The 13,870-nt window shown below is 69.9% G+C and carries 13 protein-coding genes; 5 read left to right on the forward strand and 8 right to left on the reverse strand.

Annotated features, from left to right (window positions below):
* Positions 1–124 precede the first annotated feature (124 nt).
* Complete coding sequence (locus AB0M47_RS38355; protein ID WP_363422970.1) at positions 125–1,168, reverse strand: MerR family transcriptional regulator; 1,044 nt, start codon at positions 1,166–1,168, stop codon at positions 125–127.
* 160 nt (positions 1,169–1,328) lie between these two features.
* On the opposite strand from AB0M47_RS38355, the gene AB0M47_RS38360 reads away from it, so the two are divergent.
* The 3 genes from AB0M47_RS38360 to katG all read left to right on the forward strand — a co-directional run bounded on the left by AB0M47_RS38360 (position 1,329) and on the right by katG (position 6,033).
* A complete protein-coding gene (locus AB0M47_RS38360; RefSeq protein ID WP_363422972.1) occupies positions 1,329–2,663 on the forward strand; it encodes an FAD-binding oxidoreductase in 1,335 nt (444 codons plus the stop codon).
* Positions 2,664–2,754: 91 nt separating this feature from the next.
* Positions 2,755–3,708 carry a right-handed parallel beta-helix repeat-containing protein gene (locus AB0M47_RS38365; protein WP_363422974.1) on the forward strand — a complete coding sequence of 318 codons (954 nt, stop codon included), beginning with the start codon at positions 2,755–2,757 and terminating at the stop codon, positions 3,706–3,708.
* Positions 3,709–3,819: 111 nt separating this feature from the next.
* Positions 3,820–6,033, forward strand: a complete 2,214-nt coding sequence (katG, locus tag AB0M47_RS38370) for a catalase/peroxidase HPI (protein WP_363422976.1) — start codon at positions 3,820–3,822, stop codon at positions 6,031–6,033.
* Between the two features lie 77 nt (positions 6,034–6,110).
* Here katG and AB0M47_RS38375 read toward each other — a convergent pair whose 3' ends face one another.
* The 3 genes from AB0M47_RS38375 to AB0M47_RS38385 form a co-directional block, all read right to left on the reverse strand.
* On the reverse strand, positions 6,111–6,644 hold the full coding sequence (locus AB0M47_RS38375) for a hypothetical protein (RefSeq protein ID WP_363422978.1): 534 nt from the start codon (positions 6,642–6,644) through the stop codon (positions 6,111–6,113).
* Positions 6,645–6,667: 23 nt separating this feature from the next.
* Entirely contained in the window at positions 6,668–7,123 is a 456-nt protein-coding gene (locus AB0M47_RS38380; RefSeq protein ID WP_363422979.1) for a GNAT family N-acetyltransferase, read from the reverse strand.
* A gap of 69 nt (positions 7,124–7,192) precedes the next feature.
* On the reverse strand, positions 7,193–8,206 hold the full coding sequence (locus AB0M47_RS38385) for an LPXTG cell wall anchor domain-containing protein (protein WP_363422981.1): 1,014 nt from the start codon (positions 8,204–8,206) through the stop codon (positions 7,193–7,195).
* Between the two features lie 242 nt (positions 8,207–8,448).
* Between AB0M47_RS38385 and AB0M47_RS38390 the strand changes: the two genes are divergently transcribed.
* Positions 8,449–9,036, forward strand: coding sequence for an NADPH-dependent FMN reductase (locus tag AB0M47_RS38390; protein ID WP_363422983.1), 588 nt, complete (start codon positions 8,449–8,451; stop codon positions 9,034–9,036).
* Here the strand turns inward: AB0M47_RS38390 and AB0M47_RS38395 are convergent, their stop codons facing one another.
* The 4 genes from AB0M47_RS38395 to AB0M47_RS38410 form a co-directional block, all read right to left on the reverse strand.
* The gene (locus tag AB0M47_RS38395; protein WP_363422985.1) at positions 9,037–9,438 is read right to left on the reverse strand and encodes a VOC family protein; all 402 of its coding nucleotides are present in this window, start codon (positions 9,436–9,438) and stop codon (positions 9,037–9,039) included.
* A gap of 55 nt (positions 9,439–9,493) precedes the next feature.
* Complete coding sequence (locus AB0M47_RS38400; RefSeq protein WP_363422987.1) at positions 9,494–10,777, reverse strand: cellulose-binding domain-containing protein; 1,284 nt, start codon at positions 10,775–10,777, stop codon at positions 9,494–9,496.
* Positions 10,778–11,038: 261 nt separating this feature from the next.
* Positions 11,039–12,184, reverse strand: coding sequence for a galactonate dehydratase (dgoD, locus tag AB0M47_RS38405; RefSeq protein WP_363422989.1), 1,146 nt, complete (start codon positions 12,182–12,184; stop codon positions 11,039–11,041).
* Between the two features lie 81 nt (positions 12,185–12,265).
* The gene (locus AB0M47_RS38410; protein WP_363422991.1) at positions 12,266–12,988 is read right to left on the reverse strand and encodes an SDR family oxidoreductase; all 723 of its coding nucleotides are present in this window, start codon (positions 12,986–12,988) and stop codon (positions 12,266–12,268) included.
* Between the two features lie 76 nt (positions 12,989–13,064).
* Between AB0M47_RS38410 and AB0M47_RS38415 the strand changes: the two genes are divergently transcribed.
* Positions 13,065–13,769 carry a FadR/GntR family transcriptional regulator gene (locus AB0M47_RS38415; RefSeq protein WP_363422993.1) on the forward strand — a complete coding sequence of 235 codons (705 nt, stop codon included), beginning with the start codon at positions 13,065–13,067 and terminating at the stop codon, positions 13,767–13,769.
* Positions 13,770–13,870 lie beyond the last annotated feature (101 nt).

Consider the following 13,870-nt stretch of genomic DNA (forward strand, 5'->3'; position numbering starts at 1 on the left):
ATCAGGGTTCCGGGTCGAATCTTGGGCCATGATTCGACCGAGAACCCTGATCCAGCGCCCAATCCAGCAGCCCCGCGCTCGATCCAGCGGCCGCGCGCTCGATCCAGCGGCCCCAGGTGAGGGGTCAGGCGGGGACGACGTCCGCGACCACGCAGGCGACGTTGTCGGGAGCGCCGGCGGCGTACGCCCGGGCGATGAGGTCGTCGACGACCTCGCCCGCGCCCACGGATCGGGCGAGCGACGTGCGGATGGCGTCCTTGTCCACCACCGCGAACAGCCCGTCGGTGCACAGCAGATAGCGGTCGCCCGCCCGTGCCTCGCGTACGCTCAGGTCAGGTTCGGCCGCGCCTTCGTTGGTCAGCGCGCGGATGAGCTGAGCCCGTTGCGGGTGCGCCATCGCCTCGTCGTCGGTCAACCGGCCGCTGTCGACCAGCGACTGGACGTAGCTGTGGTCGTGGGTGAGCTGGAACAGCTGCCCGTCCCGCAGCAGGTAGACCCGGGTGTCGCCGATGTGCGCCAGGCCCAGCTGGGAACCGGACCAGACCAGGGCGGTCAGCGTGGTCACCGCCTGCCCCGACGGGTCGTCGGCGGCGATCTCGGTCAGCCGCGCCTGGGCCCGATCCACCGCAGCGGCCAGCGCCGGGATCAGGTCGCCGGACGGCAGGTCGCGCAGTGCCTCGATCGCGGCGGCGCTCGCCCGGGCGCCGGCCGCGCCGCGCATGCCGTCCGCGACGGCGAGCAGCCGGTCGTCGGCGTACGCCGTGTCCTCGTTGGTGTCGCGGCCGACGCCGGGCTCCGTGCGCGCGGCGTACTGGATGGTCAGTGGGGTCGGCATGGGTTCGGCCCTTCCGGAGAAGTGGTCGACGAGGAACGTGGCGACCCGGTCCCGGGTGGCCGCCTCGGACGCGATCACGGCGCGATACCGCTCGATCTCTTTCGCGGCCGCGTCAGGGGTCGCGTCGCAGACCACGCGGATCACGTCCAGGGGCATGCCGAGCCGGCGCAGCCAGGCGATCAACCGGCCGCGGTCGAGCTGTTCGGGGTGGTAGTACCGGTACCCCGTCTCCGCGTCGACCACTTCCGGCGGCAGCAGCCCGAGCTTGTCGTAGAGCCGCAGCGCCCGGGGTGACAGCCGGGCGGCGCGGGAGAACTCGCCGATCGTCAGCACCCGTTCCGCCTTCCTCGTCGTGCCGGACCGGCGGCCCGGCGAATCCCATGGTGGGCCTTCACCCAAGGTGAAGGTCCAGCGTAATGGCCGACGACTGTGACGGAGACGCGCGTCACAGCCGCTGATGTCACATCTCGCCGCGCTTTCTCGTCGGAAGGGTATGAGCAATGAGCTGGACATCCTGCGCCGCGACTTCCGCGGCGACATCATCGAGCCCGGCGGCGCGGACTACGAGACCGCCAGCCGTTCCGTTCTGGTCGTCGGCAGCCCCGCGTACGTGCTGCGCCCCAAGTCGGTCGCCGACGTGCAGGCCGCCGTGACGTTCGCCAACTCCGCCGTCCTCCCGCTGGCCGTGCGCGGCGGCGGGCACGCCTTCGCCGGTTTCGGCACGAACGAGGGCGGCGTCGTGATCGACCTCAGCCCGCTCGCCGACGTGGAGGTCCTCGACGACTCCCTCGTGCGGATCGGCGGCGGCGCCACCTGGGGGCAGGTCGCTACGGCGCTCGCCCCGCACCGCCTGGCGATCTCCTCCGGCGACACCCGCAGCGTCGGCGTCGGTGGGCTGACGCTCTCCGGCGGCATGGGCTGGAAGGTCCGCAAGCACGGCCTCGCCCTGGACGCCCTGGTCTCGGCCGAGGTCGTCACCGCCGACGGCCAGCTGGTACGCGCCAGCGAGGCCGAGAACCCGGACCTGTTCTGGGCGATCCGGGGCGGCGGCGGCAACTTCGGCATCGTGACTGCCTTCGAGTTCCAGGCCCACCCGACGACGGACGTGTTCTTCGGCCGGATCTCCTTCCCGGCAGCGGAGGCGGCGACCGTGCTGCACGGCTGGGCGGAGTATCTGCGTACCGCGCCGGCGGAGCTGACCTCGATCGTCGAGCTGGCCAACCCGTTCGCGGGCGGCAACGCCGCCCCCGTCGAGGTCCGCGTCGCCTACGACGGCGACGACCCCGACCTGGCCGCGCAGGCGATCGACCCGATCCGGCGGCTCGGGACCGTCCTCGACGACAACGTGGCGCTCACGGCGTACCCGGACGTCCTCGTGGACGGCGTCGTCCCGCCGCCCGGCATCGCACTGTTCACCCGCAGCGGGTTCGTCGAGCAGGCTTCCGTGCCGGAGGTGCTGCGCATGCTGGCCGAGGTGGGCGCTTCCGAGCGACCGCCGTTCCTGGCCGTACGCAGTCTCGGCGGCGCGGTGTCCGAGGTCCCGTCGGACGCGACGGCGTACGCCCACCGCTCGGCGGAGCTGATGGTGCTGACCACGATCGCGGGACCGAAGCCGGTCGTGGACGGCGCCCGGGCCGGGCTCGACGCGCTGTGGGGACGGTTCGCACCGCACGTCAGCGGGGCGTACGCCAACTTCCTCGCCACCGCCACCGAGGCGGACGTCGCGGCGGTCTACCCGGCGGCGACCTATGACCGGCTGGCGGCGGTGAAGCGGCAGTTCGACCCGGGCAACCTGTTCAGCGCCAACCACAACGTCCGGCCCGCGTAGTCCGGCGTCGTCCCACGGTGTGGCCCCGCGGTGCGTGCGGGGCCACACCGCCCCATTGACTTCCACAATGGACGAAGTTACGGTACGCGCCGTGCGAGGTGTCAGGGTTGCCGCCGTCGCGGCCGGAGTCGTCGCCGCGATCGCTGTCGTCACCTTCCTCGTCTGGCCTGACCAGCAGGTTCAGCCGATCGCGGCACCGACCGCGTTCCCCACTGCGACCGCCGACGGTGCCGTCGCGACGCCGACGCCACAGCAGTCGAGTACGCCGACCCCGAGCCCGTCGGCCAAACGCAAGGGCTGCGCGGCCGAGCCGAGCGCCTGCGGCTACCCGGACTCGACGACGACCGGCGTACCCGCCGGGACGGCGCTGACAGTCGTGTCCGGCGACCTCACGATCACGAAGAAGGGCGCGGTCGTTTCCGGCAAGGACATCCGGGGCTGCGTACTGGTCAAGGCGCCGAACGTGACGATCCGGAAGTCGAAGATCACCTGCACGTCCTATTACGGCATCGGCAGCTTCGCCGAGGAGTACGCCGGCGGCGGCCTGCTGGTGGAGGACGTCGAGATCGACTGCAAGAACCACAACACGACCGGGATCGGCTACTACGGCGCCAAGGTACGCCGCGCGAACATCCACGGCTGCGAGAACGGCTTCGACATCGACGACACCATGACGATCGAGGACTCCTACATCCACGACCTCTACGAAGGGGCGACCGGTCACTCCGACGGCGCGCAGTTCGCGGGCGGCGCGCACATCGTCCTGCGGCACAACACGATCTTCAATCCGGGCGGCACCTCGGCGATCATCAGCCATCCCACCGGCAACTCCGACGTGCTCATCACGGACAACTTCCTCGCCGGCGGCGCGTACACGCTGTATTGCCCGCGGGAGAAGAGCACCGCGTTCCGGGTGATCGGCAACCGGTTCGGCCGCCAGTTCTCGGCCAAGGGCGGGGCGTACGGCGCCTGGGACTCCTGCGGCAAGATCGCCGAGCGGCGCGGGAACTTCTGGGATGACACCCTCAAGGCCGTCGCGAGTTAGCGCTGTGACCAGCGGGCGAGATGGGTGACCTGAGGCCCATTTTCTTGACTGATTCCAGAAAACGGGCAAGACTGCGGGTGATTACCCACAGGTGAGCCCGGAAGGAATCCGATGTCAGAGAACCACGACGCCGTAGTCCACGACGCCGAGGCCGGGGCCGAGTCCCGCTGCCCGGTCGCGCACGGACGGGCGCCGCATCCGACTCAGGGTGGCGGCAACCGCGGCTGGTGGCCGAACCAGCTCAACCTGAAGATCCTCGCCAAGAACCCGGCCGTGGCCAACCCGCTCGGGGTGGAGTTCGATTACGCCGCGGCGTTCCAGGCCCTCGACCTGGCCGCGGTCAAGCGCGACATCGCCGAGGTCCTGACGACCTCGCAGGACTGGTGGCCGGCCGACTTCGGCAACTACGGCCCGTTCATGATCCGCATGGCGTGGCACAGCGCCGGCACCTACCGCATCAGCGACGGCCGCGGCGGCGCGGGCGCCGGTCAGCAGCGGTTCGCCCCGCTGAACAGCTGGCCGGACAACGGCAACCTGGACAAGGCCCGCCGCCTGCTGTGGCCGGTCAAGAAGAAGTACGGCCAGTCGATCTCCTGGGCCGACCTGATGATCCTCACCGGCAACGTGGCACTGGAGACGATGGGCTTCAAGACCTTCGGCTTCGCCGGTGGCCGCGCCGACGTCTGGGAGCCCGACGAGGACGTCTACTGGGGCCCGGAGAGCACCTGGCTGGGCGACCAGCGCTACACCGGCGACCGCGAGCTGGAGAACCCGCTGGCCGCCGTCCAGATGGGCCTGATCTACGTCAACCCGGAGGGACCGAACGGCAACCCGGACCCGATCGCTGCCGCGCGGGACATCCGCGAGACGTTCGGCCGCATGGCGATGAACGACGAGGAGACCGTCGCGCTGATCGCCGGGGGCCACACCTTCGGCAAGACCCACGGCGCCGGCCCGGCCGACCACGTGGGCGCCGAGCCGGAGGCCGCGCCGCTGGAGGCGCAGGGCCTGGGCTGGCAGAGCACCTACGAGTCCGGCAAGGGCCCGCACGCGATCACGAGCGGCCTCGAGGTCACCTGGACCACCACGCCGACCCAGTGGAGCAACAGCTTCTTCGAGATCCTGTTCGGCTACGAGTGGGAGCCGTCGCAGAGCCCGGCCGGGGCGCACCAGTGGGTCGCGAAGAACTCCGCCGAGATCATCCCGGACGCGTACGACCCGGCCAAGAAGCACCGGCCGACGATGCTGACGACCGACCTGTCGCTGCGGTTCGACCCGGTCTACGAGCAGATCTCGCGGCGGTTCCTGGAGAACCCGGAGCAGTTCGCCGACGCGTTCGCCCGCGCCTGGTTCAAGCTGACCCACCGCGACATGGGCCCGATCGTGCGCTACCTCGGCCCGGAGGTCCCGGCCGAGGTGCTGATCTGGCAGGACCCGCTGCCGGCCGCCGACTACGCGCAGATCGACGCGGCCGACGTCGCGGCGCTCAAGCAGGCGATCCTCGCGTCCGGCCTGTCCGTCGCGCAGCTGGTCTCGACCGCGTGGGCGTCGGCTTCGACGTTCCGCGGCAGTGACAAGCGCGGTGGCGCCAACGGCGCGCGTGTGCGCCTGCAGCCGCAGAGCGGCTGGGAGGTCAACGAGCCCGACGAGCTGGCCGTGGTGCTGAGCGCGCTGGAGAGCGTCCAGCAGCAGTTCAACGCCCAGGGCGCGAAGAAGGTCTCGCTGGCCGACCTGATCGTCCTCGGCGGTTCCGCGGCGGTCGAGCAGGCGGCGAAGGCGGCCGGTCACGACGTCGAGGTGTCGTTCACGCCGGGCCGGGTCGACGCCACGGCCGAGCAGACCGACGCCGAGTCGTTCGCGGCGCTGGAGCCCACTGTGGACGGTTTCCGCAACTACCTCGGCAAGGGCCACCGCCTGCCGGCCGAGTTCCTGCTGGTCGACAAGGCCAACCTGCTCACGCTGAGCGCGCCCGAGCTGACCGTGCTGGTCGGCGGTCTGCGGGTGCTCGGCGCGAACTACGGCAAGTCCTCGCTCGGCGTCCTCACCGACAAGCCCGGGTCGTTGACGAACGACTTCTTCGTCAACCTGCTCGACCTCGGCACCCAGTGGACGCCGGCCGGCGACGACCTCACCTACGAGGCCCGTGACGCGGCCGGGCAGGTCCGGTGGACCGGCAGCCGCGCCGACCTGGTCTTCGGCTCGAACTCCGAGCTGCGTGCCGTGGCTGAGGTCTATGCCGGCGACGACGCTCAGGAGAAGTTCGTCGGCGACTTCGTCGCCGCCTGGGTCAAGGTCATGAACCTCGACCGGTTCGACGTCGCCTGATCTCCGCTGAGTCCAGGCCGGCCCGCGCGGGTCGGCCTGGACTTTTTTTGTACGCCGAAAGCAGCGCCTGGGACCGGTCAGAAGGTCAGCGCAGTGATCAGCGAAACGTAGGCTGCCACGAGGAACACCGAGCCGGTGAGCAGACCCGTCATCGCGCTGGGGTAGACGCCCCGGCGGCGCGCCAGCGGCACCGAGACGATCGCCGCGACGCTGACCAGGACCGCGACGATGTGGAAGAACGCGTAGTCCACCAGGATCGCCAGCGGGATGAAGTGCAGGCCGACCACCAGGGCGACCCAGGCGGCCATCAGTTCCTTCTTCCCGCGGCGCGCCAGGAGGACGCAACCGATTCCGGCCAGGACGAACTCGATCGCCACGACGATGCCGAACTTCGGGCTGGTGTCGGCGTCGAAGGCGGTGCCGTCGTTCCAATGCCGCCACACGAGGATTCCGCCGGCCACGGTGCAGGCGAGCCCCACGATCGATCCGGTGGTCAGCCAGGCGCGCCACCGCTGTGGCGGCGACTCCTGCGCCCAGCCGAACCAGACGGAGGTCACGAAGCCGAAAAGTGCGGCGCTGGCCGCGATGTCACGTAGAAAGCCGGAGGTCACGGCAAGACGGTAGCGTGCAGTCGCTACGGGTTTCGCAGCACATACCGCAGGAATCCGCTGTGCGGGGTGTAGTTGTCGTAGAGCATCCGGGCGCGGTAGTTGGTCTCCCGGGTCTGCCAGGACAGCGACGACCAGCCGCGTACGCGCGTCTCGTTCCATAGCCAGTCGATCAGGGCCCGGCCGACGCCGCCGCCGCGCACGTCCGGGTCGACGTAGAGGTCCTGGAGGTAGCAGCCCGGCGCCAACGCCGAGGTGCTGTCCTGGAGCAGATAGTGGGCGATGCCGACGACGCCCTCGCCGGGCCGCTCGGCGACGATCGCGTGCACCGAGCCGGCCGGATCGAGGATGCGGGACCAGGTCTGGCGGGTGATCGCCTCGACCGGTTCGCGTTCGTAGAACCGGGTGTACGCGTCCCACAGCTCGCGCCAGCGGGGCTCGTCGTCGGCGTGGGCGGGACGGATGGCGACGGCGGGCGACATGTCGATCATGATAGACACCAGGCGCCGGACGTATGCCGTCCGGCGCCTGGTGGTTTCAGCGGGGCTTACTTACTCGATCTCGACCAGCCGGCGGCGAGTCGCGACCATCATCAGACCGCCGCCCAGCAGGAGCAGCGAACCGGCGACGATGAGGATCGAGCTGAACGAGCTACCCGTGGTGGGCAGCATCTCGATCGTGGTCGGCGACGGCGTCGGCGACGTGACCGGGCTGGTGCTCTCGGAAGCCTCCGGCGACGGACTGGTGCTCTCCGTGACCGTGACCGACGGGGTCGGGCTCGGCGACTCGGACACCTCCGGCGACGGGGACGTCGACGTGCTCGGGCTCTCCGACACCTCAGCCGAGGGGCTGGTGCTCGGCGACTCGGACACCTCCGGCGACGGGGACGTCGACGTGCTGGGGCTCTCGGACACCTCAGGCGACGGGCTCGTGGAGACGCTGGGGCTCTCCGACGGGCTCGGGCTCTCCGTCACGCTCGCGGACGGGCTCGCGCTCGGCGACTCCGACACCTCCGGCGACGGGCTGGTCGAGTGGCTCGGCGAGGTCGACGGCGACGCGCTCGGCGACGGCTTGACCGGCGTACCGGGGCAGGTGTGGCTCAGGTTGAACGTCGCGTCCTTCGCCTCGTTGGCGAGGTCGGCGGTGGCGGCGGTCAGCTGCCAGCCCGCCGTCGTGATCACGTACGCGTGCTTGTACTGCTGCTTCTTGCCGGCGGCGTCGAGCCAGCCCTTCCAGCCCGTGCCGGTGTTCGGCGCGGCGGGGTTCGTGCTCGTGATCGGCCCGGCCGTCACGGTGCCGCCGGAGGTCGAGAAGGTCAGCGTGAGGCTGGTGAAGCCATCACCCTGCTTGTCCGGGACGACGAAGTGCCAGCCGTCCTGCGAATCGGACAAAGTACCGAAGCCGTCGCACTGGTGGGTCTTGAACGCCTGGGCCGTGGTGGGGATCTGGCTGTCCTTCACGGACGCGGCGAACACGCCGACGCCGAGGGTGACCGTCCCGACCACCGCGAGGACGAGCGGAACGCCCACTCGGCGGATGTAGGGGCTGAAACGTCCTGCTGACACGAAAGCTCTCCGGGGGTGATCGACAATGCCAGCGCACGGTAACCAGGTTGACCATGATTCGGCATCGGCTGCCGCCACTAGATCTTGCTGACGAACGTTTTCGCAGGTCAGCCGTTAGGTGGAGAGATCTTGGCTGAATCGCGATCTTGGTACGCCCACCGGCTGACGCCTGTCACGGCCCCGCGTCGCGCGGAGTTGCCGAACTCCGCTTCTGAGCAGGTCAACCACGGTAGAAAGGGGTCATGGCCACGTACAAGGTTGGATATTTCGTCGGCAGCCTCTCGTCGACCTCGATCAACCGGGAACTGTCCAAGGCACTGATCCGGCTCGCGCCGGAGGACCTCGAGTTCGCCGAGATCCCGATCGGGGACCTGCCGCTGTACAACCGAGACCTCGACACGGCGTACCCGCCGGAGGCGATGGCGTTGAAGGATGCCATCCACCGGTCCCAGGCGATCCTGTTCGTGACGCCCGAATACAACCGGTCGATCCCCGGAGCACTCAAGAACGCCATCGACTGGGCGTCGCGGCCGTGGGGTCAGAACGCCTTCGACCACATCCCGGCCGCCGTCATCGGAGCCAGCATCGGGCAGATCGGCACGGCACTGGCTCAGCAGACCCTGCGGAATGTGCTCTCGTTCTGCAACGCCCGGCAGATGACCGCGCCGGAGGCGTACATCCAGTACACGCCGGAACTGTTCCCGGGCGACGGCGCGGTCACCGATCCGGCCACCGCGAGCTTCCTTTCGGCGTACATGTCGGAATTCCGTGAGCACATCATCCGCGTGCTTCAGGTGCTGCCCCGCGAAGCCCGAGTGCCCACGGCCTGATCAGCCGTTGGCGTAGAGGCAGAACGGGTGACCGTCCGGGTCGAGCATGACCCGGACCTCCGCCTGGGGCTGGAACTCCGCGGGAGTCGCGCCCAGCTCCACGGCGTGACCCACCGCGGCGGCCAGGTCTTCCACCTCGAAGTCCAGGTGCAGCATCTGCTGCTGGCGACCCTCGGCCGGTGGCCACACCGGCCGAACGTATTCCGGGGAGTCCTGGAAGGCGAGGTAGCCGACGCTGTCGGGCGGGATGATCGTCCGGCCCTCGGGACCCAGCTCCCAGCCGAGCAACTCGGCGTAGAACCGGGCCAGCGCCTGGGCGTCGGGGCTGTCGAGCACCGCACCCCAGTAGTCGTGCCGCTGGTCACGAGGGGTGGAACCGTCGTTCTGAGTACGGCCGCGCATGAGCTCATAGTGCCGGAGAACGGCCCGGGCCGCACGGGCCCGGGCCGTCGCCTGCTCAGTAGCCGTAGCGGCTCTTCAGATGCCGCCACCAGTCGCGGAACATCCACTTGTCGAACTCGGTGATGGAGGTGGCGCTGCCCGCGTTCATGATGAAGCAGCACTGACCGGTCGGCGTCCAGTCGTAGAAGTCGTCCAGCCCGAAGGTATGCCCCATCTCGTGCAGCAAGATGTGGATGTTGTCGGTGTTGAGGTTGCCGGTGAAGTACTCGCTGCCGATCCGCTGGCCCCAGTCGCCGCCGGCGCCGCCGGTCATCCCGGCGGTCAGCCACAACGACATGTCGTAGTGGTGCGACGCGCCACCGGTGCAGCCGGAGTAGTTGCCGTCCTGGTGGAAGAAGCGGCCGCACGGCTCAGAGCACTGCGGCGCGTCTTCGCGGATGTTGTTGACGTAGATGTCGACCGAGGTGTCGGTCCACTCCAGTTGGGCCCGGTCGCGCACGGCCCAGCCGACGACCTTCACCGGCACGGTGGCGTACGGCCAGCCGTTGTGGCCGACCATGACGTCCATCCACTTCTTGAACTGCCGGGCCAGGGCGGCGTGGATCTGGTCGCGCAGCGCCGCGGTCACATGCGCCGTCGAATCCCAGCGTACGCAGTAGTTGATCTGCCCGCCGCCGGCGAAGACCTGGTCCCAGCCGTAATTGCGGAAGGTGTAGAGCGAGTTGTAGGTCGACTCATAGTGCGCCCAGACCTCGTTGAGCGGTTGCACCAGGTTCGACGGCGGATTCCAGCCCGTCGGGCTGACCGTCGTGCTGGGACTCGGGCTGGTGCTGGCACTCGGGCTCGCCGACGGCGACACCGTACGCGTCGGCGACGGTGAAGCAGTCGCCGTGGCCGTGGGCGAGGCGGTCGTCGTGCTGCCCGTGCAGGCCACGCCGTTGAGCGTGAAACCGGTCGGGATCGGGTTGGCCGAGGTCCACGCCCCGTTGAAGCCGATCGAGGTGACGCCGTTGGTGGCGATGGCGCCGTTGTAGCTGAGGTTCGTCGCAGTGACCTGGAGGCCGGTCTGCGCGTACGTCGCGTTCCAGCCTTGAGCGACGGCCTGGCCGGTGGCCGGGAACGTCCACTTGAGATTCCAGGAGGTGACGGCGTCGCCGAGGTTCTTGATCTCGACGTTGGCGGTGAACCCGCCCGACCACTGCGACGGGACGGTGTAGGTGACCTGGCAGCCGGTGGCGGCGGCCTGGGCGACCGGTGCCGTCATACCCCACGCGATCAGGGTGACGCCGGCCGTGAGGACGAGGGTGGGCGCGATGAAGCGCCTTCGAGTGATGGACACGTGTGACTCCCGGGGCGGAATCTGGCGCAGCAGCTGCGCGCGAACGGGTGATACACGTGGGCGAGATACCCGGCGTCTCGACGACACGCAATGAGCACTGTGGATGATAGAAGCTCTGGGAGCGTTCCCACAAGGGCTGCTGTCGGCACTGCCGCACCTGTCGGCGCTGTCTCGCCTGTCGGCGCTGCCGCACCTGTTGGCGCTGGATCAGGGTTCTGGGTCGAATCTTGACCCAAGATTCGACCCAGAACCCTGATCCGGTTACCACTCCGCGTGCGTGCCGTCGGCGTGCCGCCACACCGGCGACTGCCAGTCGTGCCCGATCTCGTCAGCCCGGCGTACGGCGTCCTCGTCGACGGTGATGCCCAGGCCCGGCCCGGTCGGCGGCAGCAGGTGGCCGTCGCGGAACGTGAAGACGGCCGGGTCGACGAGGTAGTCAAGCAGGTCGTGCCCGACGTTGTAGTGGATCCCCAGGCTCTGCTCCTGGATGAGGAAGTTCGGCGTGGCCAGATCGACCTGGAGGCAGGCGGCCAGCGCGATCGGCCCGAGCGGGCAGTGCGGAGCCAGCAGTACGCCGAACGTCTCGGCGAGCACGGCGATGCGACGCGACTCCGAGATGCCCCCGGCGTGCGACAGATCCGGCTGCGCCACGGCGATTCCGGCCTGCAACACCGGCAGGAAGTCGGTCCGGGAGTACAGCCGCTCGCCGGTCGCGATCGGCACCGTCGCGGACCGGCACAGCTCGCCGAGCAGATGACCGTGCTCGGGGACGAGCGGCTCCTCCACGAACATCGGCGACACCGGTTCCAGCGCCTGGATCAGGCGGCGCGCGGTCGCTTTGGTGGCCCGGCCGTGGAAGTCGATGGCGAGGTCGCGGTCCGGTCCGAGCACCGCCCGCGCGGCCTCGGCTCGGGCGACGGCATCGGCGATGTCCCGCGCGGACGCGAGCGGCGGCAACTGCCCGGCGACGTTCATCTTGATCGCGGTCAGCCCGGCGTCGACCTGCCGCTGGACGGCGTCGGTCACCTCGGACGGCGAATCGCCGCCCACCCAGCCGTACATGCGGATCCGGTCGCGCACCGGACCGCCCAGCAGTTCGTGCACGGGCGCGCCCCGATACTTGCCCGCGATGTCCCACAACGCCTGATCGATGCCGGCCACCGCGCTCGACAGCACCGGCCCGCCCCGATAGAACGTCCCCTTGGTCATCACCTGCCACAGATCCTCGATCCGCAACGGATCGCGGCCGATCAGCAACGACTCGAACTCGTGCACGGCCGCGCGGACGGTGGCGGCCCGGCCCTCGACGACCGGCTCACCCCAGCCGACGATGCCGGTGTCGGTCTCGATCCGGCAGAACAGCCAGCGCGGGGCGACGAGAAACGTCTCCAGCGAAATGATCTTCACGGTTCACTCCGGGTGTCACGGCTCGGGCTCGCGGCTCGGCGGCTGGCTTCGACTCGGGCTTGCGGCCCGGCTCGGTAGGGGTCAGGCGAAGCGGGCGCCGAGGCCGCCGTCGACGGCCCAGTTCGCTCCGGTCACATAGGACGCGTACGGGGAGGCGAGGAAGCAGACGACGTTCGCCACCTCCTCGGGGGTGCCGATCCGGCCCAGCGGTTGCGCGTCCAGGACGGCGCGCTCCAGCCCCGGATCGGGCGAGCGGTCGAAGAAATCCTGCACCAGGTGCGTACGCACATAGCCCGGGCTGACGGCGTTGACGCGTACGCCGTGCTCGGCGACCTCCAGCGCGAGGCTGCGCGTCAAACCGACCAGGCCGGACTTGGCCGCGGCGTACGGGAACATGCCCCGGCTGGTCAGCGAGGAGTGCAGTGAGGAGATGTTGACGATCGACCCCCGGCGGGCCGCGATCATCGGCGGCAGCACGGCTTTGGCGCACAACCACGCCGACTTGAGATCGACGGAGAAGACGGTCTCCCAGTCGTCCTCGGTCATGGCGACCGGATCGAAGTACGCGTTGCGCCCGGCGTTGTTGACCAGCACCGTCACCGGCCCCAACTCGGCCGTCAGGACGCGGAAGGCCTCGTCGACCGCGGCCGCGTCGCTGACGTCCGCCTGGACGGCGTACCCGATGGGGGCCGGATGCAGGTCGATCACCCCGACCCGAGCCCCCTGCTGCTCAGCGGCGGCGGCGATGGCGGCGCCGATGCCCTGTGCGCCGCCCGTGACGACGACGACCTCCCCGGCGAGCATGGCGAACCTCCAATAGTCATACTGTATGGCAATTGGAGAACCTACGAGTCGACCGGCACCACGTCAAGGAGGAGCGGTGACCTCGGACGCCACCCGCGGGCTGCACGGGTACCTCGTCAACCGGTTGGGCCGCATGATCGCCTCCGGCGAGCTGCCCGCCGGTGCCCGGATCGTGCCGGAGGAGCTGACCGAGCGGTTCGGCGCGTCGCGCCCGGTCGTCCGCGAGGCGCTGCGGGTCCTGGAGGCCAGGGGCATGGTCCGGCCCCGCCCGAAGATCGGTACGCGAGTCCTGCCCATGCGGCAGTGGAACCTGCTCGATCGCGACGTCATCCGGTGGCGCGTCGCCGGCCCGGACGGACCCCGCCAGCTCGACGAACTCAGCGATCTACGGACAGCGGTGGAGGTGCACGCCGCCCGCCGCTGCGCCGCGTACGCCGCCCCGGAGCAGCTGGCCGAGCTGCGAGCGGCCTGCGACGCGATGGCAGCCGCCGCAACGGCCCGGGATCACACCGCGTTCACCACGGCCGACGTCGAGTTCCACACGACCCTGCTGGCGGCGTCGGGCAACGCCATGTTCCGCCACTTCACCGAACCGTTCGCCGCTTTCCTCACCGCCCGGGAAGACCTGCGTACGCTGCCCGACCAGGTCGACCCCGGGGTCGTCGAGAGCCATCGACGGCTGGTCGCCGCGATCGAGTCGCGCGACGGCGACGGTGCGGCCGCGATCGCGCACTCCCTCATCGAGGCGGCTCGCGCCGAAGTCGCCGCCCGCCTCCCCTGACGCCACCCCGCCGCTCCCACCCACCCCCCGCCCCGCTCACCCCCGCCCCGCCGCACCCCCCGCCCCCATCCCCTTCATCATCGGGTTTGCCCCCTCGACAC

Source organism: Hamadaea sp. NPDC051192 (assembly GCF_040682475.1).
GTDB classification, from domain to species: domain Bacteria; phylum Actinomycetota; class Actinomycetes; order Mycobacteriales; family Micromonosporaceae; genus Hamadaea; species Hamadaea flava.

What these genes read in the sequence shown, in the direction of transcription:
- AB0M47_RS38360 (WP_363422972.1), top strand. Translation starts at nt 1,329, where the DNA reads ATGAGCAATGAGCTGGACATCCTGCGCCGCGACTTCCGCGGCGACATC.
- katG (WP_363422976.1), top strand. Translation starts at nt 3,820, where the DNA reads ATGTCAGAGAACCACGACGCCGTAGTCCACGACGCCGAGGCCGGGGCC.
- AB0M47_RS38380 (WP_363422979.1), bottom strand. Translation starts at nt 7,123, where the DNA reads ATGTCGCCCGCCGTCGCCATCCGTCCCGCCCACGCCGACGACGAGCCC.
- AB0M47_RS38390 (WP_363422983.1), top strand. Translation starts at nt 8,449, where the DNA reads ATGGCCACGTACAAGGTTGGATATTTCGTCGGCAGCCTCTCGTCGACC.
- AB0M47_RS38395 (WP_363422985.1), bottom strand. Translation starts at nt 9,438, where the DNA reads ATGCGCGGCCGTACTCAGAACGACGGTTCCACCCCTCGTGACCAGCGG.
- AB0M47_RS38410 (WP_363422991.1), bottom strand. Translation starts at nt 12,988, where the DNA reads ATGCTCGCCGGGGAGGTCGTCGTCGTCACGGGCGGCGCACAGGGCATC.